22 protein-coding genes are annotated in these 23934 nt (G+C 63.4%); 14 read left to right on the forward strand and 8 right to left on the reverse strand.

Annotation, left to right across the window (positions count from 1 at the left end):
* Positions 1–2 precede the first annotated feature (2 nt).
* The gene (locus E4P29_RS16605; RefSeq protein ID WP_135046318.1) at positions 3–569 is read left to right on the forward strand and encodes a peptide deformylase; all 567 of its coding nucleotides are present in this window, start codon (positions 3–5) and stop codon (positions 567–569) included.
* 24 nt (positions 570–593) lie between these two features.
* Here E4P29_RS16605 and E4P29_RS16610 read toward each other — a convergent pair whose 3' ends face one another.
* Positions 594–926, reverse strand: a complete 333-nt coding sequence (locus E4P29_RS16610) for a hypothetical protein (RefSeq protein WP_135046319.1) — start codon at positions 924–926, stop codon at positions 594–596.
* A gap of 106 nt (positions 927–1032) precedes the next feature.
* Here E4P29_RS16610 and E4P29_RS16615 point away from each other — a divergent pair, with 106 nt between their 5' ends.
* Together E4P29_RS16615 and E4P29_RS16620 are read left to right on the forward strand one after the other, a co-directional pair.
* Positions 1033–1446 carry a hypothetical protein gene (locus E4P29_RS16615; RefSeq protein WP_209205439.1) on the forward strand — a complete coding sequence of 138 codons (414 nt, stop codon included), beginning with the start codon at positions 1033–1035 and terminating at the stop codon, positions 1444–1446.
* Positions 1447–1588: 142 nt separating this feature from the next.
* Positions 1589–2857, forward strand: a complete 1269-nt coding sequence (locus E4P29_RS16620; protein ID WP_135046320.1) for a DUF4185 domain-containing protein — start codon at positions 1589–1591, stop codon at positions 2855–2857.
* Here the strand turns inward: E4P29_RS16620 and E4P29_RS16625 are convergent.
* Positions 2820–3443, reverse strand: coding sequence for a hypothetical protein (locus tag E4P29_RS16625; protein WP_135046321.1), 624 nt, complete (start codon positions 3441–3443; stop codon positions 2820–2822). The two genes, E4P29_RS16620 and E4P29_RS16625, sit on opposite strands and share 38 nt — an antisense overlap.
* A complete protein-coding gene (locus tag E4P29_RS16630) occupies positions 3440–4396 on the reverse strand; it encodes a hypothetical protein (RefSeq protein ID WP_245154368.1) in 957 nt (318 codons plus the stop codon). The genes E4P29_RS16625 and E4P29_RS16630 overlap by 4 nt, the downstream gene beginning before the upstream one ends.
* A 319-nt stretch (positions 4397–4715) precedes the next feature.
* Here E4P29_RS16630 and E4P29_RS16635 point away from each other — a divergent pair, with 319 nt between their 5' ends.
* The 6 genes from E4P29_RS16635 to E4P29_RS16660 all read left to right on the forward strand — a co-directional run bounded on the left by E4P29_RS16635 (position 4716) and on the right by E4P29_RS16660 (position 12373).
* Complete coding sequence (locus E4P29_RS16635) at positions 4716–5696, forward strand: ABC transporter permease (RefSeq protein ID WP_032407015.1); 981 nt, start codon at positions 4716–4718, stop codon at positions 5694–5696.
* 32 nt (positions 5697–5728) lie between these two features.
* Positions 5729–6649: an ABC transporter permease gene (locus tag E4P29_RS16640; RefSeq protein WP_135046322.1), complete on the forward strand. Its 921-nt coding sequence runs from the start codon at positions 5729–5731 to the stop codon at positions 6647–6649.
* Complete coding sequence (locus E4P29_RS16645) at positions 6642–8543, forward strand: ABC transporter ATP-binding protein (RefSeq protein WP_135046323.1); 1902 nt, start codon at positions 6642–6644, stop codon at positions 8541–8543. The genes E4P29_RS16640 and E4P29_RS16645 overlap by 8 nt, the downstream gene beginning before the upstream one ends.
* A 37-nt stretch (positions 8544–8580) precedes the next feature.
* The gene (locus E4P29_RS16650; protein WP_135046324.1) at positions 8581–10269 is read left to right on the forward strand and encodes an ABC transporter family substrate-binding protein; all 1689 of its coding nucleotides are present in this window, start codon (positions 8581–8583) and stop codon (positions 10267–10269) included.
* A 209-nt stretch (positions 10270–10478) separates the two neighbouring features.
* Positions 10479–10919: a hypothetical protein gene (locus E4P29_RS16655; protein WP_135046325.1), complete on the forward strand. Its 441-nt coding sequence runs from the start codon at positions 10479–10481 to the stop codon at positions 10917–10919.
* Positions 10920–11008: 89 nt separating this feature from the next.
* A complete protein-coding gene (locus tag E4P29_RS16660) occupies positions 11009–12373 on the forward strand; it encodes an acetamidase/formamidase family protein (RefSeq protein ID WP_135046326.1) in 1365 nt (454 codons plus the stop codon).
* Between the two features lie 75 nt (positions 12374–12448).
* On the opposite strand, the gene E4P29_RS16665 is transcribed toward E4P29_RS16660, so the two are convergent.
* Complete coding sequence (locus E4P29_RS16665) at positions 12449–13066, reverse strand: TetR/AcrR family transcriptional regulator (RefSeq protein WP_209205440.1); 618 nt, start codon at positions 13064–13066, stop codon at positions 12449–12451.
* A gap of 85 nt (positions 13067–13151) precedes the next feature.
* On the opposite strand from E4P29_RS16665, the gene E4P29_RS16670 reads away from it, so the two are divergent.
* Complete coding sequence (locus E4P29_RS16670) at positions 13152–14504, forward strand: cytochrome P450 (RefSeq protein WP_032393136.1); 1353 nt, start codon at positions 13152–13154, stop codon at positions 14502–14504.
* 3 nt (positions 14505–14507) lie between these two features.
* Here the strand turns inward: E4P29_RS16670 and E4P29_RS16675 are convergent, their stop codons facing one another.
* From E4P29_RS16675 to E4P29_RS16685, 3 genes are all read right to left on the reverse strand, one after another.
* On the reverse strand, positions 14508–15371 hold the full coding sequence (locus tag E4P29_RS16675) for an alpha/beta hydrolase (protein WP_135046327.1): 864 nt from the start codon (positions 15369–15371) through the stop codon (positions 14508–14510).
* 47 nt (positions 15372–15418) lie between these two features.
* Positions 15419–15715 (reverse strand): antibiotic biosynthesis monooxygenase, encoded by a 297-nt coding sequence (locus tag E4P29_RS16680; RefSeq protein ID WP_135046328.1) that lies wholly within the window; start codon positions 15713–15715, stop codon positions 15419–15421.
* Between the two features lie 68 nt (positions 15716–15783).
* A complete protein-coding gene (locus E4P29_RS16685) occupies positions 15784–17160 on the reverse strand; it encodes an NAD-dependent succinate-semialdehyde dehydrogenase (protein WP_135046329.1) in 1377 nt (458 codons plus the stop codon).
* 240 nt (positions 17161–17400) lie between these two features.
* On the opposite strand from E4P29_RS16685, the gene E4P29_RS16690 reads away from it, so the two are divergent.
* Complete coding sequence (locus tag E4P29_RS16690; RefSeq protein ID WP_135046330.1) at positions 17401–19638, forward strand: NADP-dependent isocitrate dehydrogenase; 2238 nt, start codon at positions 17401–17403, stop codon at positions 19636–19638.
* Positions 19639–19851: 213 nt separating this feature from the next.
* On the opposite strand, the gene E4P29_RS16695 is transcribed toward E4P29_RS16690, so the two are convergent.
* Complete coding sequence (locus tag E4P29_RS16695; protein WP_135046331.1) at positions 19852–20745, reverse strand: LysR family transcriptional regulator; 894 nt, start codon at positions 20743–20745, stop codon at positions 19852–19854.
* 82 nt (positions 20746–20827) lie between these two features.
* Between E4P29_RS16695 and E4P29_RS16700 the strand changes: the two genes are divergently transcribed.
* From E4P29_RS16700 to E4P29_RS16710, 3 genes are read left to right on the forward strand one after another with little or no spacing between them, the layout of a single operon-like run.
* Positions 20828–22240, forward strand: coding sequence for an SLC13 family permease (locus E4P29_RS16700; protein ID WP_135046332.1), 1413 nt, complete (start codon positions 20828–20830; stop codon positions 22238–22240).
* Positions 22237–23589, forward strand: a complete 1353-nt coding sequence (locus tag E4P29_RS16705) for an acyclic terpene utilization AtuA family protein (RefSeq protein WP_135046333.1) — start codon at positions 22237–22239, stop codon at positions 23587–23589. The genes E4P29_RS16700 and E4P29_RS16705 overlap by 4 nt, the downstream gene beginning before the upstream one ends.
* On the forward strand, positions 23586–23900 hold the full coding sequence (locus E4P29_RS16710; RefSeq protein ID WP_135046334.1) for a hypothetical protein: 315 nt from the start codon (positions 23586–23588) through the stop codon (positions 23898–23900). The genes E4P29_RS16705 and E4P29_RS16710 overlap by 4 nt, the downstream gene beginning before the upstream one ends.
* Positions 23901–23934 lie beyond the last annotated feature (34 nt).

Genomic DNA, 23934 nt, shown 5'->3' on the forward strand with positions numbered 1-23934 from the left:
TCATGGCGATTCGACCGATCCTGGTTGCCGGTGATCCCCGGCTGACAACTCCGGCAACTCGCGTGACGGTGTTCGATGACGAGCTCGCAGCGCTGGTCGAGGACATGTTCGAGACCAATACGGCTGCACCCGGTGCGGGTCTGGCGGCCAACCAAATCGGCGACCCACGTTCGGTCTTCGTCTACGACCTGCGGGACGGCGGGGTCCGTCACCGCGGACACGTGATCAACCCGGTGCTCGAGACCTCGGAGATTCCGGAGACGATGCCCGACACGGACGACACCGAGGGATGTCTGTCCGTGCCGGGGGAGCTGTTCCCGACCGGGCGTGCCCACTGGGCCCGTGTCACAGGTGTCGATGTGGAGAACAACACGGTGACGGTGGAAGGCACGGGCTACCTGGCGCGGTGCCTGCAGCACGAGTCCGACCATCTGGCCGGGCTCCTCTACCTCGACCGCCTGCTCGGCCGCCACCGACGTGCGGCGAAGAAGATGATCAAAGCGAGGGGGTGGGTCGGGCCGGGCAACAGTTGGTTGCCCGGGGCCGACGCGCATCCGCTCGGACTGTGATTGCGGCTGTGCCTTATCCGACTGTCAGAACGGGTTGTAGACGTAGAGCATCCGGTAGTCCCATTCCGAAGACCCCGCCGGGATTCGTACCTGGGTCAGCACGCGGCCGTTCTGCGTGCACCAGCCTTGGCCATGGAACGACGAGCAGTCGATTTGCCGACTGGTTCCGAATGGGCTGATGATCCATGAGTTCTTGCTCGTGCCGCTGTAAGCCGCAGGGTCGAAGGCGCTGACGAAATTCGCGGTGGAGTCCTTGGGGCCGAACGGGTTGTCGTCGGGTGCAGCGAATGCCGTCGGCGCGGCGAGGACCGCCACGCCGACTGTCAGTGCAGCGCCGGCGAGGATCTTCTTCAGCATGGTGGCTCCGTTCGTTTCGAGCACGAAGACTCGGTGCTCGGAGATCGGCAGCAACGGACCGCGCGTTACGGGACGCCCTCGGCGTCGGGCCCGGCACACTGGGTTGATGACTCGTATGGAAGCTCCCGCCGTCGCCCAACTACTCGGTCGGCGTCTCGCCGTGTGGGGCGGTGTGAGTGTGCTTGCCGGAACGGTGTTGGCGGTGCGCGGTTCGTCGCCTGCCCGTCGTGCATTCGGCCAGCAGACGGCGGGTTGGGGTGCGATCGACGTGGCGATCGCCGGCGCGGGAGCGCTCAACTCCTCGGTCCCGACGTCGAAGAGTCTGAGCACGTTGCTGTGGATCAATGCCGGGCTCGATGTTCTCTATGTCGCGGCCGGTGCGCACATCGCCGTCCGGAAGCCCAGCTTCGGCCGTCGAATTACCGCTGACCAGGCGATCGGTCACGGAACGGCGGTCGTCGTGCAGGGCGCTGCGCTGCTCGCACTGGATACGACTCACGCGCGCATGATTGCCGGCTAATCACACGAGTGTCATTCTCGCCGTAGGCGTTTTGTCAAGTACCGACACGTCCGATTTGTTGCGCGATCAGTAGATTTGCGTAACACTCGTCCCATCAGTCACATCAGTATCGTGGGTCACACGGGAAACGGTGGGTTCGTCCATGCGTGTACGTAGTCGGCAGATCGCGGTCGGGGCTGTCCTGGCACTGGCAGTGAGCGGACTCAGCGCTCTGACCGCGCCCACCGTGTCGGCCGAGCCGTGCGGCGGCCTCGGTGGGCCGGGCTCCTCACCGCTGTTCGGTTCGTCGGGCAGCGCGGGAATGTCGGGCAAGAACCCGCAGGGACCGCAGGGTCCTTTGCCGCGCATCACCGGGAACACTCAAAGCATCGCCTGGGTCACCGGTCCGCAGAGCGTGAACGACACCTACGACAACCTGGCGATGTCCGGAACCGACCTCGGTATCACCTGGGACAACGGTGCGGGCCAGATTTTGATGGCGTTCGGTGACACCTTCGGTGATTGTTCCTCCGGAAATGCCCAGTGGCGCAGCAATGCACTTTTTCGCTCGGACAAGGCGTCGACGAACCTGTCGCAGGGCATCTCGATCGGTCCGGCCGATCCCACGAACACCACCTCGGGAGCGGTTGTCAGAGTCAACAATCCGCATTACGCCGCCGAGATCATCTCGAGCGCAAAGCTTCCGACCGTCGAGGACACGACCATCCCCACGGCGGCCATCGCGATCGGCAGCACCCAGTACATCAACTACATGTCGGTGCAGAGCTGGGGTACACCCGGTCGCTGGATCACGAACTACTCGGCGACGGCCAAATCGACCGACAACGGCCAGAATTGGACGACGGATCCCAAGACGATCCGCGTCAACAAGGGTGTCACGATCCCGGGCTTCACCAACGTCCACGAAAGCCAGGGGAAGTTTCAGCAGAGCGCCTATGTTCTGGGGCAAGACGGTCAGTACCTGTACCAGTTCGGTACTCCCAATGGACGATTCGGTGACGCGTTCGTATCCCGAGTCGCGCCCGATCAGATCGAGAACCTCGACGCGTACGAGTACTCGACGCAGAAGCCTGGGCCTACAGAGCAGTGGTCCAAGAACATCGGCGACACCGTGGCCGTAGTGAAGGGCCCGGTCAGCGAGATGTCGGTGGCGTGGAACGACTACCTCGGCCGGTACGTCATGATGTACGGCAACGAGAACAACCGGACGCTGGTGGCGCGAACGGCCGAAAATCCGGAGGGGCCGTGGAGCGAACCGAGGACGATCCTCGACGCCAACCAGACGGCGGGCGGTATCTACGCGCCGTTCATTCACCCGATGTCGAGCGGAAAAGACCTGTACTTTACGGCTTCTCGGTGGTCCGATTACAACGTCATGCTCCTGAAGACGAACCTCGATGCGTTGAAGTGATGCGTCCGGTGGCCGCGTCGAGGTAGGCGTCGACGTCCATGTCGATCTTTGCGGACAGCAGTCCACGCCGGATCGTCGAGAGATACTTACTCGACGGTTCGCCGTGCTCCCGCGCGATCGAACTCGTCAGCGTGAACGCCGGCTGTCCGTCGATGTCTTGAAGTCGTAGCAGCGCATCGTATTTCCCTCGGTATGCTTCACCTCGGCGGTCGATGTCGAGTGTGGTCCACTCGCCGATGGGCAGTGATTCCGCGGCCGAGGTATCGACGGAATCGACCACGTTCTCCACTGAGGCTACGTGCGCCAACTGCACACTATCGATCAGGTAGGCATGTGCCAGTGACGGTTCGGCGGGATCGATCGTCAGTGACACGAATGCCGACGCCCCGGTCCACCGTCGGGACACGCCCGCGAAGTACAGAGCGTGATCGATCCACAACCAGCGTTCCGCGTCGACCGCTGTCGACGAGGGTGCCGGTGGATGCGGCCCGAACTCCGATCCGTCCTCGGCACCCGTCAGATAGACGAAGAACCTCTCTCGCAACAGGTTCGAGCCGTATGCGACGTACCAGAGGCGGTCGCTCATTCGGCCTCGAACAGCTGCCGATACGCCTCGGCGAGTAGGTCGGCCGCGAGATCGTGGTTGTGTTCCGCTGCGCCCGTAGAGTTTCCGGAGCGCATCAGCCGCGCGTTGAGGCCGTACGCGAGATCGTCGAACGTGTCGTCGTCGATACCGAGGTCGACGTCCACGTCTTCTTCCAGCAATGCGCCGAGGTCGATCGACCACGACCACACCCGCTCCTCTCGGTACGGTCCGCGTCCGGCGCTGACGGTTTCGTTGGAGACCTCGAGCTGCTCGTCGGTCCGGTCGCGCGGGACGTTGGTGTTGATGCGCAGGTCGAGTTCGATCGTGTCGTCGTCGTGCACGATTTCGTCGACTCGCAGGGTCTCGAAGCCGCCGCACGTCAGCGTCAGCAATCGTCGCGGACCGGTGTCGTCCTGTACGTCGGACAGAGCGGCTGTCTGCCAGAGGTATTTCGCGGTGTTGGCTGGGTCGGGGATCGACGAGTTGATGTAGTCGGCCACGATGCTGCGGATGGCGGGGTACGCGATGTGGTCGGACAGTTCCCAGAATTGGCGACGACTGCGTCCTACGGCCGCGTCGAGGAGCGTCGTGCGCTTGGCTCGTTCTTTGGGCAGTGCCGTCTTCACTCCCGGAGTTTCGCCGATCGCGCTGGGCTCCGACGGGCGTTGTCGCAGGGGGTGGAGCTGGGACACGAGATCGGTGAGCTGCTCCAGGCGATCTGCGGCACCGGGTGCAACCTCGATGGCTTCGATGTCTGGCCAGATCTCGCGGTCGGCATTCACTCGGGCCGCGAGTGATTCGGAGTAGCCCACGAAGGCCGCGTTGTCTGCGAAATGCAGAACGTAGAGTCCGTTTCGGTAGTCCTTGGCGGCGAAGATCGTGGCGATGGCCCCGGAATCGGTGACGTCGAAGCGTTCGAGAGCGAATCCGTCGGGTGTGGAGTCTGTCGGCATGGCAGTGAATCTACCGACGTGTGCGAGCCCCGCCTATTCGTCTCCTGTCCGCATTGTCGCGAATGCGTCCGCCGAGTCGATGAATTAGGCGACCCTACGAGTGCCAGGTCGTCAGACTTGTTCTGCGACCGATGATTCCGCATTGTCCGAAGTGTCGGTAAGAGTTTCTCAACCGTCGTCGAAAGATGAATTCCTGGTGCTATCTTGAGGATTGTCCGTTTCCACCGCTAACGAAACACGCAGGAAACAAGCGGTGTGAACAATGCCGAGAGCAGTGCCGTCGGGCGCGGCCGTGGTGCTCGATGGAAGGTGGTTGCGCGTGGGCGGTTATCTTGCACGCAGGTTGCTGAACTACGTGGTCCTGCTGATCATCGCGACGTTTCTCACGTACTTGCTGGCCTCACTCACGTTCGATCCATTGTCGAATCTGCTCAGCCGCAACCCGCCGCCGTCGGATGCTGTACTCGACGCCAAGCGCGCGGCACTGCATCTCGACGACAATCCCGTGCTTCGGTATTTGAAGTGGCTCTGGGCCGTTCTTCACGGTGACTTCGGTCAGACCATCGCTGCGGGCTCGGTCAACGACGAACTGTGGCGACGCATCCTGGTCTCGCTGCGGTTGGTCGTGCTCGGCACCGTCCTCGGCGCGGTACTGGGAACACTCGTCGGTGCGTACGGCGCCGTCCGGCAGTACAAGATCTTCGACCATGTTGCAACGGTGGTGACGTTCATTCTCATCAGCACCCCGATCCTGGTCTTGGCCCCGGTGCTCAAATACCTTGCTGTGCAGGTCAATCAGAGCACCGGCAGTCAGTTCTTCCAGTACACCGGTGAAACGTCGACGACGCTCGCCCCCGGTCTGATGAACGAAATACTCGACCGCGCACAGCATCTGCTGCTGCCGACCGTCGTCTTGATGTTGTTCACCATCGGTGGGTACAGCCGGTACATGCGCAGCTCGATGCTCGACGAGTTGAACATGGACTACATCCGTACTGCCCGCGGCAAGGGGCTCACACGCGGGCGCGCAATCTTCAAGCACGGCTTCCGTACGGCGTTGATCCCGATGGCCACGTTGTTCGCATTCGGTATGGGTGCGGTGATCACCGGCGCGACGTTCACCGAGCGCGTGTTCGGCTGGTACGGCATGGGTGACTGGCTGATCTACGGCATCACCAGTCAGGACATCAACATCACGCTCGCGGTCTCGCTCTTCACCGCGCTGTCGGTCCTGGTTTCCGGAATGTTGACCGATATCTTCACTGCTGCTTTGGATCCGCGCGTTCGCTACGCGGACTGACCCACCACTTCGAGTAGAGGAAAGGACCGGCGATGGCGACACCTGTGGTTCCCGAGATCGCTGCGGTCGAGGGCCCGATCGACTCGTCTGCCCCGATCACCCGTCGGCGGTTGGTGCTGCGCCGGTTCCTGCGCAACCGGCCGGCGCTGGTGGGCATCGTGGTCCTTCTCGCGATGTTCGTCGGCGCGTTCGTGCTCCCGCATTTCATCCCGTTCACCTACGAGGAACTCGACGCGTACGCGCTCAACTCGCCGCCGACCACACGACACTGGTTCGGCACCAATCAGATCGGCCAGGATGTTCTGGCTCAGACGCTGCGCGGTCTGCAGAAGTCGTTGATCATCGGCATGCTCGTCGCGCTCATTTCCACGGTGCTCGCCGGCGTCGTCGGCGCGGTGGCGGGGTACTTCGGCGGTTGGACCGACCGCGCGCTGATGTGGGTCGCCGATGTATTGCTCGTCGTACCCAGCTTCCTGGTGATCGCCATCTGCTCTCCGTTGTTCCGCGACAAGAGCTTCTTCATCCTGGTGCTGCTGCTCGCGGCCTTCGCGTGGATGATCACCTCACGCATCATTCGCGCGATGACGCGGTCCCTGCGTGAACGCGAATTCATCCGCGCCGCAAAGTACATGGGCGCAACACCGAGCAGCGTGATCTGCAAGCACGTGCTGCCGTCGATGGCCTCCATCCTCATCGTCGACGTCACGCTCAATGTGGGTATCGCCATCATCGGTGAGGCATCGCTGAGCTACTTCGGCTTCGGTGTCCAGCGACCCGACGTCTCGCTCGGCACGCTGATCGCAGACGGTACGTCGTCCGCGTTGACGTATCCGTGGCTGTTCGCGTTCTGCTGTGGCGCACTGGTATTGATCGTGCTGGCCACCAACTTCGTCGGCGACGGCCTGCGCGACGCATTCGATCCGAACTCGACGAGGGGACAGGCACGTGGCTGAGACTGTGCCGGTGTTGAAGGTCAGCGGACTCGAAGTCAGCTTCCCGAGTGAGGAAGGCCGCGTCACCGCAGTCCGCGGACTGGACTATCAGGTGGACAAGGGCGAAGTCATGGCCATCGTCGGCGAATCCGGCTCCGGTAAGTCGGTCTCGTCCCTGGCCGTCATGGGGTTGCTTCCGCAGACCGCACGGGTCACCGGGTCCATCGAGTTGAACGGCCGTCAGCTACTCGGACTGTCCGATCGCGAGATGTCCCGTGAGCGTGGGCGTTCGGTGGCGATGATCTCGCAGGACCCACTGACCGCACTTACCCCCATCTACCGCATCGGCGACCAGATTGCCGAAGCGATCTCCGTGCACAATCCGTCGCTGAGCAAGGCGAAGGTCGAGGAGCGCACCCTGGAGTTGCTCGATCTGGTCGGCATCTCCGATCCGAAAACACGGGCGAAGTCGTATCCACACGAGTTCTCCGGCGGTATGCGCCAGCGCGTTGTCATCGCGATGGCCATCGCAAACGATCCCGATCTCATCATCGCCGACGAGCCCACTACTGCTCTCGACGTGACGATTCAGGCCCAGATCCTCGACCTCCTGCGTACCGCCCGCGACGTCACCGGCGCAGGCGTCGTGTTCATCACCCACGACCTGGGAGTCGTTGCCGGCGTTGCCGACCGGGCCATGGTGATGTACGCCGGTCGTGCTGTCGAGACAGCTCCGGTCGACGAGCTGTACGCGCACCCATCGATGCCCTACACGGTGGGACTGCTCGGCTCCGTCCCTCGCCCGGATCGTCCTGCGCAGGAGCGGCTGGTGCCCATCGAGGGCACTCCACCTGCCCTGGTGAACCTGCCGACGGGATGCCCGTTCGGGCCTCGGTGCCCGTTGCACACGGAGGCCTGCGACGAAGGCGAACCGCCGTTGATCGAGGTTGCCCCGAATCACAGCGCGGCGTGCATCCGCATCGACGCAGCCACGGCCGAGTCGGTGGAGGCCGAGTTCGAGGGTGCCCCACGGTCGGAGGCCCCGGCGGAGCTAGTGGTGACGGTTTCCAAGGACGCCCCGGTGCTGTCGGTGACCGATCTGCACAAGAGCTACCCAATGTTCAAGGGTTCCGTGCTGCGTCGTCGGGCTGGGGAAGTGCCTGCCGTGCAGGGCATCAGCTTCGATGTACATGCGGGGTCCACGTTGGCGATCGTCGGTGAGTCCGGGTGCGGAAAGTCCACGACTCTCCTCGAGATCATGGAATTCGTGAAGCCGCAGCAGGGTTCGATCAAGATCAACGGCGTCGAGCCCTACAGCCTGAGCCGCGCCGAGCAACGAAAGTTGCGCGCCCACATCCAAATCGTGTTCCAGGATCCGATGGGCTCGCTCGACCCGCGCATGCCGGTGGGGGAGATCATCGCCGAGCCGTTGAAGATCAACGGCGTGCCGGTCGACGAACGCACCCGCAGGGTTCGGGAACTGATGGACACCGTCGGAATGCGTCCCGAGCTCGCGGATCGGTATCCCACCCAGTTCTCCGGCGGGCAGCGCCAACGAGTGGGCATTGCACGGGCTTTGGCGCTGAAGCCGTCGATCCTGGTGCTCGACGAGCCCGTGTCTGCTCTCGACGTGTCGATCCAGGCGGGTGTGCTGAACCTGTTGCAGGATCTGCAAGAGGAGCTCGGTCTGGCGTATCTGTTCGTTTCGCACGATCTTTCGGTGGTGCGTCATCTCGCCGACGAAGTAGCGGTGATGCGTAACGGTGTGTTCGTGGAGAAGGGCCCGACGGAGCAGATTTTCGACGCACCGAAGGACCCGTACACGCGGGCACTCCTCAAAGCCATCCCCATTCCCGATCCCGTGCTCCAACGAGCCCGAATCGCCGAGGCCGCAGCACTGGCCGACGCCATCTGACCCTGCAGGTTACGTGCACACTGAGAAAGGTGAATTGATGAGAGCCAAGCTATTTCGGGCACTGGTCCCGATCGCGGTGGCCGTGACCACTGTGGGACTGGTGGCGGGGTGCAGCTCGGGTGACACCGGGCCGAACGCCGATGCGCCCGCGTCCTTCGAGAGCGGAGCGCAGATCAACCCGCATCCCATCAGCGATCTCCAGCAGGGCGGAAATATGAACTTTCCGCTCTCGCAGGTGCCGACCAACTACAACTACTACCAAATCGATGGCACGACGGTCGATGCGGCACGGTACTACCTGGCATTGATGCCGAGAGCTTTCAATGCTGCAGCCGATGCAAGCCTGACGGTCGCGACGGATTTCTTCACCGACATCACCGAGTCCGAGGTCGACGGCAAGCAGGTCATCACGTACAACATCAACCCGAAGGCCAAGTGGAGCACCGGGCGTCCGTTGGACTACACAGACCTCGTGGCAACGTGGACTGCCAACAACGGTAAGGATCCGGCCTACGAGGCGTCCAGCACCGCTGGCTGGGACAAGGTCGAGTCCGTCGTCCGCGGCGAGAACGACCAGCAGGTCATCCTGACCTTTGCCGAGAAGTTCGGTGACTGGCGGTCGTTGTACGAGCCTCTGATGCCGGCTGAGTCCATGGCCAGTGTCGACGCATTCAACACCGGATCTGTGAGCACGATGCCGGCCACCGCAGGGCCGTTCCGTATCCGGACCATCGAGCCCGGCGGCAAGCGCATTGTCGCCGAACGCAACCCGGACTGGTGGGGCGAAAATCCCGCAGTGCTCGACACCATCACGTACCTGCCACTCGATTCGACAGCGTCCGTCGGCGCGTTGCAGAGCGGCGAGATCGACTACTACGAACTGGGCAGCAGCGCAGATGCGTTCAAGGTTGCCCGCGGTATCCCGAACGTCGACCTGCGGCAGAGCCTCGGGTCTCAGTACCGCCACTTCGACTTCAACGGTGCTCCCGGACGCATCACGTCCGACAAGGCGGTCCGGTTGGCTCTGATGAAGGCGATCGACCGCAACTACCTGGCCACCTCGCAGCTGGGCCAGATCACCTCGAACCCGACGGTGCTCAACAGTCATATCTACGTCGACGGACAGAAGGGCTACCAGGCCAACAACGGCGACATCACGTTCGATCCGGAGAAGGCGAAGTCCGAACTCGACGCGGCCGGCTGGACGATGAACGGTGAGTTCCGCTCGAAGGACGGTCAGCAGCTCGATCTGCACGACATCATTCCGGCCGATACCCCGAATGCGACGCAGGAAGCGCAGATCATCCAGCAGAACCTCAAGGCTGTCGGTGCCAATCTCATCATCGATGCGGTGCCTTCGGACGACTTCTTCGAGAAGTACATCCTGGTGGGTGCCTTCGACGTCACCCACTTCACCTGGGAGGGAACGCCGTACACGTCCAGCAGTGACGGCATCTTCCGTTTGACGCCCGGCAGTACATTGCAGAACTACGGCCAGGTTGGGTCCGAGGAGATCAACGGACTGCTCGACAAGGCTGCGGGCGAGCTCGACGACGAAGCACGTATAGCCGACTACAACGAGGCGGACAAGGCGATCTGGGCCGAAGGCCACAGCCTGACGCTGTTCCAGCGTCCGTTCACCTACGCGACGAAGTCCAATCTCGCCAACTTCGGCGCTCCAGGATTCGGCGACATCGACATGTCGAAGGTCGGGTTCCTGAAATAAACAACGGGCTCGGATATCCGGTCGGTGTCGCGGCAATCACGCTGGTTGTCGCGGCATCGACCGCTGTCTACACCCCGCTCGGCCTGGTGGTTGCGCTCGTCGTTCTGATCTTCACGGGTTGGTCTGTGGCCTCGGCCTTGGTGGCCGGACGATCCGCAGCGCGGTCTCGGGATCGAATCTCCGTGCGTCGTGTTCGGTTTCAACACCGCATGCGTTCGCGCGGGTATGTGGAGGTTCAGGAGGGCGCCGGTCGGGCCTGGTATCCGGTGTACTTCCACACCGGTCTTCTCGGATTGGTCCCCGGCGCCGAAGCGAAAGTCGGTAGGTCGTTTCTCGGACGCCGCGCTTTCGTCGTCGAACCGGGGATCGTTGCCTTACCGTCGGGTCGGCGTCGATCGACCTTACCGCCGGGAACACCTCTCGATGCCCCGCGCCTCAACGAGTCCGATCTCCGCACGCGCAGCGCCAGATTCGGTTCGCTGCGTCGTCGGCTCATGCTCGACGCCCCCGCAGCAGTGGCCGGCCCGTTCATCGGGCTGCTGTGGTTGATTGTCGACGGTGGGGGCTTTGCTCAATTTCTGGCAGTGAGTCTGTTGGCAGCTGTCACCGCGATCTGGTGGTCGGCGATCGCCGGCAGCGACCCCAGTTGAGTCGCTGAGCAATTCGCGTGACGCGCGTTCGTAACTGCTGAGAAACACCCCTGATCTACGTTCGAGATTCGGACAATTCAGGAGGCAGCATGGCGCAGTCGATGGCAGAGCACGCAGCGGAAACGATCAGCAAAGGAATCGGCCGACGCGGTTTCATTCGGGCGGTGGCAGCGATGAGCGCAGGGGCTGGTTTGGCAACTACAGCAGCGTGTTCGACGTCCTCGACCACTACCGCGGCAACAAGCTCGTCGGCTCCTGCCGCGTCCGCGGGTGCCATTCTCAACCCAGGATCGGGCGACATTTCGGGAGACCACTATCTGAGCTCCGAGGTAGACAAGGTTCTGTGGGGCTACGTCCCGACGGTCGAATCGGAGTCGGTACTGCAGATGAAGTCCGGCGAGACCGTCACCATCGACGCGCTCAGCCACGAGGGCATTCTCGAGGACCAGGGCCGCGATCCCGTCGAATTCTTCGGCGGCAAAGGCGTTTCGGAGTCCGACGTCCTCCAGGACGCTATCGATATTGCCGGCGGATACGACCGGACGGTACGCAACTTCGACGTCGACGGACCGCACGTGGTGACGGGCCCGGTGTTTGTCGAAGGTGCGCAGCGCGGCGATGTGCTCAAGATCGAAACTCTGGAGGCCGTTCCGCGGGTGCCGTACGGCGTGGTGTCGAGCAGGCACGGCAAGGGCGCGCTGGCAGTTACGGCGTCCGGCGAGGCATCGGCGGGCATCAGCCTTGATGAGGTCATGCCGCCGATCGGAAGCGACGGCAGGAAATCGGGTGACCCGACGCAGTACGGCAACGTGTCCACGTTCACGGCCGTCGAGGACGGGCAGGGCGTGATGCGGTACGGCGATGCGGCCGTGCGCTTTCCGCTGCGTCCGTTCATGGGCATGATGGGCGTGGCGTTCGCCAGTGACCCGGGTCTGACATTCCCGAATGCCAACTCGATTCCCCCGACGCTCGGCGGCGGCAACATCGACGTCGGTCTGCTCGGCGTCGGCTCGACGTTCTACCTTCCCGTGTTCGCGGAGGGCGCGTTGTTCTACGTCGGCGATCCGCACATGGCGATGGGTGACGGAGAGGTAGCGCTGACTGCGATGGAGGGGTCTCTGCGCGGCACCTTCCGCCTTACGGTCTGCAAGGCGGGCAGCGGTGACGCGCCGTCCGTCGCGTACTCGTATCCGTTTGCGGAGAACGAGGACTCGTGGATTCCGATCGGCCTGTCGGATCCGGACGGGGCCGTCGGCGGCCAGAGCTCGGACCTGAACGCTGCGATGCGCCGCGCGGTGGTCAATGCTCTCGACTTCTTGGAGACCGATCTCGGCATGGACCGCGCGACTGCGTATGCGTACCTCTCTGCTGCCGCGAACTTCACCGTCTCGCAGGTGGTCGACAAGACCGTCGGCGTGCACGGACAGATCTCGAAGGCGCACTTCGACCGGTAGGAGTGCGCCTGCGGCGCAGTGGTGCGTTTAAGTGCCTCTGCGGGCACATAATCACGCCACTGCGCGTAGCGCACCTCAGCGGTGTGCGGTGGCGATGAAGTGACGTGTCGCGGCGTCGACGATGTCTGCGGGGGCGATATCGATTTCGTCGTTCAGCCAGGCGATGACGAGTTCGGCCAAACCACCGATGAATAACAGGCCGTTGATCTCGGACTGTGGTTGGGGCCAAGCCTTGTCGCCGTAGAGTTCGCGCGACTGTTCGGCCACCAGATGAGCGAAGCCGCGCAGGGACTTTCGGCGGTATTCGCGGAGGGAGTCGACGGCGAGCGATTCGATCATCGCAACACGGCCCTTGCGTCGGTCCTCGGTCAGGACGCCGACGAACGCGGTGACCGCGTTGTGGACCTTCTCGTCGACGGTCCGGGCGGGGGAGTTCAGTGCATCCAGCGCTGCGGTCCGTATCTCGGCGGATACCGATTCGACGACCTGCTCGAGCAAGTCGTCTCTGCTGCTGAAGTTTTGGTAGAAGTAGCGCTCGGTGAGCTTGGCATGCGCGCAGATCGCAGTCATGGTCGCACCCTTCGCCCCGGCTGCTGCGAATACGTCGAGGCCGGCGTCGAGCAGACGCGCTCGGCGGTCGGCCGCGCGGTCGTCGGCGCTCATGCCGTTGTAGCGACGCGTCGTGGGTGGCATGGATAGATCTTGACAGAGACCGTGACTGTGACGCAGACTACATCCCATCTGACATGGCGTCATGTCAGATTGACGGAGGTCGACAATGGCACGTGCTCTGGCTGCTCCACCCGCAGATTCAGCTCTCCAACCGGTGTTCGGCGACGGCGGTCTTCCCGTCGTCGGGCACACACTCGAGTACATTCGCGACCCCTTGAAGCTGCTCGGTAGTCGGTGGGACAAGTACGGCGAGGTCTCGTGGATGACGATGGCCGGGCAGAAGTGGATCACCGTTCTCGGTCCCGATGCGTGTCAGCAGGTGCTGCAGAACGCGGACAAGGCGTTCGCCAACGGTGACGGTTGGTCGCTGTTGATCGGGCCGTTCTTTCACGGCGGGCTGATGCTGCTCGACTCCGAGGAGCATCTACGTCATCGACGAATCATGCAGCAGGCCTTCACTCGGGACCGGCTGACCAAGTCCGTCGCAGCGTTGAATCCAGTCACAGCAACGGGTTTGGACGCGTGGCAGCCGGGCCGCGACTTCCAGGTCTATCCGGCGCTCAAAGCGCTGACGCTGGACGTCGCGACGAGCATCTTCATGGGCGGTGCGGAGGGAACGACGGACGCCGACATCGCGGAGCTCAATGCGAGTTTCATCGCCTGCGTGCAGGCCGCCACGTCGATAGTGCGCTACCGCGTTCCGGGCACACGGTGGAAGCGGGGTTTGGACGGCCGAGCGGTGCTCGACCAATTCTTCCGCCGCTACCTCCCGGCCCGTCGAGCCACCGAGACCGACGACCTCTTCTCGGTGTTGTGCCACATCGAGGGTGACGACGGAGAGCACTTCTCCGACGACGAAGTGATCGACCACATGATCTTTCTGCTCATGGCTGCGCACGACACGTCGACGATCACGCTGTCGACGATGATGCAGTATCTCGGTCAGCATCCGGAGTGGCAGGACAAGTGCCGAGCCGAATGCGAGGCGCTGGGCACCGATGCCCCGTCGTTCGCGCAACTCGACGAGCTGACCAACGTCGATCTGGTGATGAAGGAGTGCTTGCGCCTGGTCTCGCCCACACCGGTAGTGGCCCGCCGTGCCGTGAAGGACACCGAGGTGCAGGGTAAGTTCGTTCCCGCGGGAACGTATGCCTCTGTCGCGCCGCACTTCACGCATCACATGGAGCAGTACTGGCCCAACCCCGAGCAGTTCGATCCCGGACGGTTCGCCGCCGACCGACGCGAGGACAAAGTGCACCGCTATGCGTGGGAGCCGTTCGGCGGAGGCGTCCACAAATGTATCGGCATGTTCTTCGCCGGGGCCGAGATCAAGACGATCATGCATCACTTGCTGCTGCGGTTCGACTGGACGGTCGACCCCGATTACGTTGCACCGCTGAACTTCACGTCGCTGCCCTTCCCCGAGGACGGGCAGCCCGTGCAGCTTCGACGACGGTAAGTACTACCCGGCGCGCTCGGTCAGCCAACCGATGATGTCGGCGGTGACCTCGTCGCGATTGGTCTCGTTCAGAATTTCGTGGCGCGCGCCGGGGTAGAGCGTGACGGTCACATCGCTCATCCCCGCCTCGCGGTAGCGGGCGGCCAGCGTCTCGATCAACTGCCCACCGCCTGCCAGCGGGTCGTCCGTTCCCGACGTGATGAGCAGGGGGAGGTCGGAACGGATCTGCTCCAAGTTGTGCGGATCGGCGAGCTTCTCGGCCTCACCGAACAATGCGGGAACCGTCGATGCCGGAAGGTCGAAGCCGCACAGTGGATCTGCGACGTAGGCGTCCACCTCGGCCTCGTCGCGCGAGAGCCATTCGTAGCCGGTGCGGTGCTCGAAGGCGGCGTTGAACACGCTCAGGTCGCCCGCCGGGGCGTCGGCCATTCCTGCGGCGAGTACGTCGAGTGTCGTCGAACCCGACAGCACCACGCCCTCGTACAGATCCGATCGCTCGATCAGAACATGCTGGGTGGCAAAGGATCCCATGGAATGAGCGAACAAGAACAGAGGCAGGTCGGGGTAGTCGGTGAGCAGTGATTCGCCCAGTTGCTCGATGTCTGCCCACAGTCCTGCAAACGCGGCGGCCCCGAAATCGCCGGGGGTGTCCACGATCGACTGGCCGTGGCCGCGGTGATCCGACGCGACGACGTGGAAGCCGGCGTCGTTCAGCGCGGCAGCGAAGCGTGCGTAACGGCTGCCGTGCTCAGCCAGCCCGTGTGCGATCTGTACGACACCGCGAGCAGGATCGGCGGACGTCGCCCAGGTGTAGGTGCTGATCTCGAGGTCGTCCTGCTTGGATACGAACGACGAAGCGTTGGCCACGGAAATCTCCTTGGTGCGGCGAGAGGGTCGAGACACGAACCTAACTCTTACGCCTCGAGCATCGGAGCAAAATGCTCGACGACGGGGAACGGTTCGTAGAAATGGTGCAGCAGCGACTTCCACTGCTGATACTCGTCGGAACCACGAAAGCCGTCGGTGTGGTCTTCGAGTCGTTCCCACTTCACCAACAGCAGGTAGGTATTCGGCTGCTCGATGCCCCGCGAGAGGGTCAGATTCACGAACCCCGGCATCGACGCGATGATCGATTTCGCGTCGGCGAACGCGGTTTCGAACTCGGCGGTTCTGCGGGGGATGACGTGCAGCAGGGCGTGTTCGACGATCATCGAGACAGTATGACCGCAGCAGCGCGATGCTCCCCGAGCAACTGCCCGGAGAGCATCGGCGAGTACGGCTACTTGGCGGAGACTCGGACGAGCTTCTTGTTCACGAATTCGTCCATGCCCCACGGGCCCAGTTCGCGGCCGACGCCGGAGCGCTTGACTCCGCCGAACGGCAGACCTGGCAGCGTGGTGCCGTGTTCGTTGACGAAGGCCATTCCCACCTCGAGGCGCTCGGCCACGTCCCGGGCCTTGTCGAGGTCTGCGCTCCACACCGAACCACTCAGTCCGTAGGGGGAGGAGTTCGCCAATTCGATTGCCTCGTCGGCGTTCTGGACCTTGTAGATGACTCCTGCGGGGCCGAACAGTTCCTCGGTGTAGGCCCGCATGTCCGGCGTGACGTCGGTCAGCAGGGTCGGCTGCACGTATGCACCCGGTCCGTCGATCTTCTTGCCGCCGGTGAGCAGTGTCGCGCCCTTGGACACCGCGTCGTCGATCTGCTCGATCAACGTGTCGGCAGCGGTCTGCGACGACAGGGGACCGAGGGTGGTGTTGGCATCCAATGGATCGCCGGTTTGCACAGCCTCGAAGGAGGTGACCAGTTTGGCGACGAATTCGTCGTAGACGTCCTCGGCGACGAGTATGCGCTTGGCGGCATTACAGGCCTGGCCTGCGTTGGACAGGCGCGCACGGGTTGCGGATTCGACGGTGGCGTCCATGTCTGCGGAGTCGAGCAGGATGAACACATCCGAACCGCCGAGCTCGAGCACGACCTTCTTGAGGTTGCGCCCGGCTGTCTCGGCGACGGACGTTCCGGCTCGCTCACTTCCGGTGAGCGAGACGCCCTGCACGCGGGCGTCGGCGATCATGTCGGCGATCTGCTCGTTGGTCGCGAAGATGTTGATGTACGCGTCTTCGGGCAACCCGGCCTGCCGGAATATCTCTTCCATCAGCAACGCCGATTGTGGGCAGTTCGGTGCATGCTTGAGCAGAATCGTGTTGCCCACCATCAGGTTCGGGCCGGCGAATCGGGCTACCTGGTAGTACGGGAAGTTCCACGGCATCACGCCGACGAGCGCGCCCACGGGCTTGCGCTGCAGCACACTGATTTCCGCTCCGGGCACGTCGAGTGTCTCGTCCTCGAGCAAGCGTGGACCGTTGTCGGCGTAGTAACGGTAGATGTTCGAGGACAGTTCGACCTCGCCCTGAGACTCGGTCAGTGGCTTGCCCATCTCGAGCGAGATGGTGCGGGCCAGTTCGTCGGCGCGCTCGACATACAGGTCGGCGACCTTGTGCAGGATGTCTGCGCGGTGCTCGGGTGAGGTCTTGCGCCACGTGTGGAAACCGGCGTGCGCATCCGCGAGGGCGCGCTCGATGCCGGCCGAGTCGAGAGTTTCGAATTCCTTGACGGTTGTGCCGTCGGCAGGATTGACAGTCTTGTAGGTCGTCATACTGGGTTCAACGGACGGCGAGGCCGATGTTGTTCCTAATCGGGCAAATCGGATGGCCCGACGGTGGTCAGAGGCGGGACCGAGCACGGTCTCGAAATCCATTGAGCGCCCTACTGGTCGGTAACTTGGATGCGCAGATGGAGTGATACCCCACTGCCCCCCACAGCGGCGAGAACGAAGATTAAAGTTGAGGACGAACGCATCCAAAAGACGACGTCGAAACTGAGGCAAAGGCGAAACATGACAGCGAAGAAGCCGACCATCATCTATACCCTGACCGATGAGGCGCCGATGCTGGCGACTCACGCGTTTCTGCCGGTCATACGTTCTTTCGCCAGCGCGGCCGGCATCGACGTCGAGTCCAGTGACATCTCGGTTGCGAACCGCATCCTCGCCGAGTTCCCCGATTACCTCAACGAAGACCAGCGAGTGACCGACAACCTCGCCGAGCTGGGCAAGCTGACGCAGCTGCCCGACACCAACATCATCAAGCTTCCCAACATCAGTGCCTCCGTTCCGCAGTTGCTGACCGCGATCAAGGAACTGCAGGACAAGGGTTACGCGATCCCCGACTTCCCCGGGAACCCGAAGACCGACGAAGAGCGCGAAATCCGCGACCGCTACACCAAGTGCCTCGGCAGCGCGGTCAACCCCGTTCTGCGCGAGGGTAATTCGGATCGCCGCGCACCCAAGGCCGTCAAGGAATTCGCGCGCAAGCACCCGCACAGCATGGGTGAATGGTCGCCGGCGTCGCGCACCCACGTTGCGCACATGCGCCACGGCGACTTCTACCACGGCGAGAAGTCGATGACCGTCGAGGGCGACCGCGAGGTCAAGATGGAGCTGCTGACCGAGGGCGGCGAGACCATCGTCCTCAAGGAGAAGGTGTCGCTCACCGACGGCGACGTCATCGACAGCATGTTCATGAGCAAGAAGGCGCTCATCGAGTTCTACGAGGAGCAGATGGAGGACGCCTACAAGACGGGCATCATGTTCTCCCTGCACGTCAAGGCCACGATGATGCGGGTCTCGCACCCCATCGTCTTCGGTCACGCCGTCAAGGTCTTCTACAAGGACGCGTTCGCCAAGCACGGCGACCTGTTCGAGGAGCTCGGCGTCAACGTCAACAACGGCCTGTCGGATCTGTACAGCAAGATCGAGGCACTCCCCAGCGCGCAGCGCGAGGAGATCATCGACGACCTGCACAAGTGCCACGAGACTCGCCCGGAGCTGGCGATGGTCGACTCGGCACGCGGAATCTCGAACTTCCACTCGCCCAGCGACGTCATCGTCGACGCGTCGATGCCTGCGATGATCCGCAGCGGCGGCAAGATGTGGGGCGCGGACGGCCGGCCGAAGGACACCAAGGCCGTCAGCCCGGAGTCGACCTTCTTCCGCATCTACCAGGAAATGATCAACTTCTGTAAGACCAACGGCCAGTTCGATCCGACGACGATGGGCACCGTTCCCAACGTCGGCCTCATGGCGCAGAAGGCCGAGGAGTACGGCTCGCACGACAAGACGTTCGAGGTCCCAGCCGGGGGCGTCGCGAACATCACCGACCTGGCGACGGGCGAGGTTCTGCTGACGCAGGACGTCGAAGAGGGCGATATCTGGCGTCTGTGCATCGTCAAGGATGCGCCGATCCGCGACTGGGTTGCGTTGGCAGTGCGACGCACCCGTGAGTCCGGAATGCCCGTCGTCTTCTGGCTCGACCCGTACCGCCCGCACGAGAACGAGCTGATCGGCAAGGTGCGCAAGTACCTGAAGGATCACGACACCGAGGGCCTCGACATCCAGATCATGTCGCAGGTTCGTGCGATCCGCTACACGATGGAACGCCTCATCCGCGGGCTCGACACCATCTCCGCGACCGGCAACATCTTGCGCGACTACCTCACCGACCTGTTCCCGATCCTGGAACTCGGCACGAGCGCCAAGATGCTTTCCATCGTTCCGCTGATGGCCGGCGGCGGACTGTACGAGACGGGTGCGGGCGGCTCGGCCCCCAAGCACGTCAAGCAGCTCATCGAGGAGAACCACCTGCGCTGGGACTCGTTGGGCGAGTTCCTGGCTCTCGCGGTAAGCCTCGAGGACCTAGGCACCAAGACCGGTGACGTCAAAGCGACCATCCTCGCCACCGCACTCGACTCGGCGACCGGCAAGCTGCTCGAGAACAGCAAGGGCCCGTCGCGCTCGACCGGTGAACTCGACAACCGTGGCAGCCAGTTCTACCTCGCCCTCTACTGGGCACAGGAACTCGCCGAGCAGACCGAGGACACCGAGCTGGCCAAGCACTTCGCAGCTCTGGCAAAGACCCTCTCGGAGAACGAGGAGAAGATCGTCGGCGAGCTCAACGCGGTACAGGGCAACCCGGTCGACATCGGCGGCTACTACTACCCGGACCCCGAAGCCACCGCCGCAGTGATGCGTCCGTCCACGACGTTCAACGAGGCACTGGAGTCGGCGAAGCAGTAGTACTTCTGCCTGCTTCACCCCCCCTTTGGGATGAATGGCCCATTCACGCGCTCAGACGTTGTGAATGGGCCATTCATTCGTTGAGGTGCAACAACTCTCGGGCTCCGGTAGCCGTCAACCGTCCGCGGTCTACAGTCCGCCCCTTGGTTGGGATTGCACGCCCGCGACGGATCAATGTGACTTTCACGCGCTCAGACGTACTGAATGGCCCATTCATCCCGTCGGGGGTGGCACCAGAACGCTGAGAAACGCCGAACAGCTTGCACTTTGGCGTCGTCCGGGCAACTGGACGACGGAGATGGTGCGGTGCACGGTCGGCTCGATGGGTAGGTAGGTCAACTCGGCGAACGACATCATCGGCACCACCAATTCGGGGACAACTGTGACGCCCAGTCCCGCTGCGGTCAGGCCTGCCACCGCAGCCACGTTGTGGGCCTGAACAGACGGTCCTACCTCGACTCCCGCGCTTTCCAGTGCGAGCCGCACATGTGACTCGATGCTGGATTCGGGGCCGAACGAGATGAACGACTCGCCGTCCAGGTCGGTCCACGACAACGAAGTTCGTTGCGCAAGAGGGTGATCGGTGGGTAGGGCGCAGACGAATGCGTCGGTGCTGATCGTCGTGCGTTCCAGGTCGTTTGCTCGACCCGACGCGGCGACGACTGCGAAATCGACCGAGCCGTCTCGAACCGACGCTACGACGCCGTCGCGCAGGCCGTCTTTGACGTGTACCGAGACGTCGGGATGGTTGCGACGAAACTCCACGATGTACGGGGGCAGGAATGTTGCCGCTATCGACGGTAGGCACGCGATTGTGACGGTGCCGCGTTCTCCGGAGACGAATCGTGCGATCTGTTCGAGTCCGTCGTCGAACTCCAGCAGTATTCGACGCCCATATGCGGCCACTTCGAGCCCGTCACCCGTCGGATCGACGCTGCGGGTTGTGCGTACGAACAGTCGGACGCCCAGGCGGCGCTCGGCTTCGGCGACGGTACGGCTGAGGTTGGGCTGAGACACGCCCAGTGCCGCGGCAGCGGACGTGAAGCTCTGAAGATCTGCCAGTGCGACAACCGCGCGCAGATGCGCGATCCCGATGTTTATGCCCACGACGCATGAATCTATACCCAACTGATGTTGGACTGAGTAAGTGATCTGCACAACACTCTTCGTATTCGATGAAGGAGATCACATGCTGTCACTGCTCGGCTTCGGGACGATTGCCATCATCCTGCTGCTGTTGTTCACCCAACGTGTCGCGGCCATAGTCGCACTCGCGGGTGTTCCGCTCGCTGCGGCGTTCCTGGCCGGAAACTCGCCGTCCGAGGTGGCAGGGTTCGTCAAGGACGGGCTCGGCGGCGTCGTCGGTGTCGCAGCCATGTTCCTGTTCGCGATCGTCTTCTTCGGGATCATGCGCGACGCAGGCCTGTTCGATCCCCTCATAGCGCGCATCGTGAAATGGGCAGGCAGCGCACCGCCGACCGTCGCCGTTGCTACGACGGCTCTCGCCCTGGTCGCCCATCTCGACGGCGCAGGCGCGGTCACGTTCCTCATCGCCGTTCCGGCGATGCTCCCGATCTACGAGCGCCTCGGCATGAGTCGGCTGGTGCTGGCCACGTGCGTCGGCCTCGGTGCGGGCGTGATGAACATCGTTCCCTGGGGCGGCCCGACGGCGCGAGCAGCAGCAACATTGGGCGTCGACGCCAACGAGCTGTGGGTACCACTGATTCCCGCTCAGATCGCCGGCGTGGTGTTCGCGTTGGCCATCGCGTACTACCTCGGACGCCGAGAGCGGACACGGTTGGCGAAGGTCGCAGCAGGCGACGTCAAGGCCGAGGTGGAGGAGTCGACGGCACGCGTCGGGCAGCGAATCCCCGTACCCACTCCCGGTGGAACGGACGAGTCAGCCTCGGCCGGCTCGGGCGGTGACGAGACCCCAGAAGAGCCCGACAATTCTGACGAGCCGAGCTTGCTACGCCCGAAGCTGTTCTGGGTCAACGTCGTTCTCGTTGTCGCAACACTTGCCGCACTGATTGCGGCCGTCGCGCCTCCGGAGACGTGCTTCATCATCGCGACCATCGTTGCGCTCCTGATCAATTACCCGGGCATGAAGGCGCAGTCCGCGCGGATCGAGGCGCATGCCGTGGGCGCGATGCTGATGGTGGGCACGCTGCTCGCCGCCGGTGTTCTGCTCGGTGTGCTCGACGGCAGCGGCATGATCGAATCGATGGCCGTGAGCGCTGCCAACGTGATTCCGGACTGGATGGCACCGGCACTTCCGCTCATCGTCGGGGTGTTCGCGGTTCCGATGAGTCTGATCTTCGGCCCCGACGCGTACTACTTCGGCGTGCTGCCGGTACTCATCGAGGTAGGCGACCAATTCGGTATCAGCGCAATCCATCTCGCTCAGGCATCGATCATCGGCGAGGAGACCGTCGGCTTCCCGATCAGTCCGATGACGGGCGCGTTCTACCTTCTCGTGGGTCTGGCCAAGGTGGATATCGGCAGGCATATTCGTCACACGATCGGGTGGGCGTGGCTGGTCAGCCTCGGCATGCTCGGGGTCGCTTTCGCGACAGGCGTCATCCCGGTGTGGGTCTCATGAGGGCCCGCGAAACTGTTCGATTGGGGGCCGGCGCAGGGTTTGCCGGCGATCGCATCGACCCTGCGCAGATCTTGGCCGAACGCGGCGCGCTCGACTATCTGATCTTCGAGTGTCTCGGAGAGCGGACGGTCGCGACAGGGCAGGCCCGGAAATTGCTCGATCCCGAGGCTGGGTACGACCCACTGTTGGCCGCGCGCATGCGCGCAGTTCTCTGTGCGACGACGGAGCAGGGAATCACTGTCGTGACCAACTCGGGAGCCGCGAATCCTGTTGCAGCAGCTGCCGTCGTGGCCCGTGTGGCTGAGCACGTGTGCTCGCGTTCGGTACGGATCGCGGCCGTCACCGGCGACGACGTGCTCGACGCGGTGCGCCGCATCGATCCGGTGGTGTGGGAGACCGGACGCCCGCTGTCGGAGCATTCCGAGGAATTGGTGTCGGCCAACGCCTATATCGGGGCCGATGCGGTACTTCCCGCACTCGACGTCGGCGCCGACGTGATCGTCACCGGCCGTCTCGCCGATCCGGCTCTGTATCTCGCGCCGCTGATGCACGAGTTCGGGTGGGCGGGGCAGGACTGGGAGACCCTCGGTGCAGGGACGGCCGTCGGACATCTGCTCGAGTGCGCGGGCCAACTGACCGGTGGCTACTTCGCGGACCCGGTCACGAAGCCTGTGCAGGGTCTGGCAAATCTGGGCTTCCCGTTCGGGGACGTACGTGCAGACGGCACAGCCGAATTCGGCAAGGTCGACGGCACCGGCGGGGAGTTGTCTCGGCGAACGTGCGCCGAGCAGTTGCTCTACGAGGTAGGGGATCCAGCCAGATACTTGACGCCGGACGTGACCGCCGATTTCACCGGAGTCGACTTCGAGACGCTCGGACCCGATCGGGTAGCGGTGTCCGGAGCGACGGGCAGCACGCGGCCCGAGGAGCTGAAAGTGACACTCGGATTCCGCGGCGGTTGGCTCGGTGAAGGGCAGATCAGCTACGCCGGGCCACGCGCACTGCAACGCGCCGAACTCGCCGGAGAGATTGTGCAGCAACGACTGTGGGAGGTGCACGGTATTTCGGCGGAGAACGTCGGCATCGAGTACATCGGGGCGGGCGCTGCATTTCGTGGTCTCGTCGCCCCAACCGATGTCCCTGAAGTACGACTTCGCGTGACCGCGAAGGTGCCCGACGCGGAGACCGCGTTACTTGTGGGGTGGGAAGTCGAAAGCCTCTATACCAACGGCCCGGCCGGCGGCGGTGGTGCACGACGCAGCAGCACCGAGGTTCTTGCCATCAGATCGTGTTTGATCCCACGTGCACAGGTGTCGACCGCCGTGCACATCACGGAGGTGACGGTATGAGGACTGTCGACGATCTCGCCGACGTGCGAACCGGGGACAAGGGCGACACCCTCATTCTCGCTGTCTTCCCACGAACCGACGAAGGCTACGAGTTGCTGTCCCGCGAATTGACTGTTGATGCCGTTGCCACGCACTTCGCACCCCTGGTCACCGGAGACGTGCGCCGCACTGAAATGCCTCTGGTCTCCGGGTTGGTGTTCGAGCTGCCCGGCGTACTCGGCGGGGGAGTGACGGGTAGTCCTGTTCTCGACGGCCATGGCAAGTGTCTGAGCTACCACCTGCTGAGTATGCCTGTGTCCGAATCCCTCTGACCCTGCTTCCCGACTCTCGCGGCCCAGCCGCCCG

Origin of the sequence: Rhodococcus sp. 1R11 (assembly GCF_004563845.1) — a bacterium.
Classification (GTDB): Bacteria; Actinomycetota; Actinomycetes; order Mycobacteriales; family Mycobacteriaceae; genus Rhodococcoides.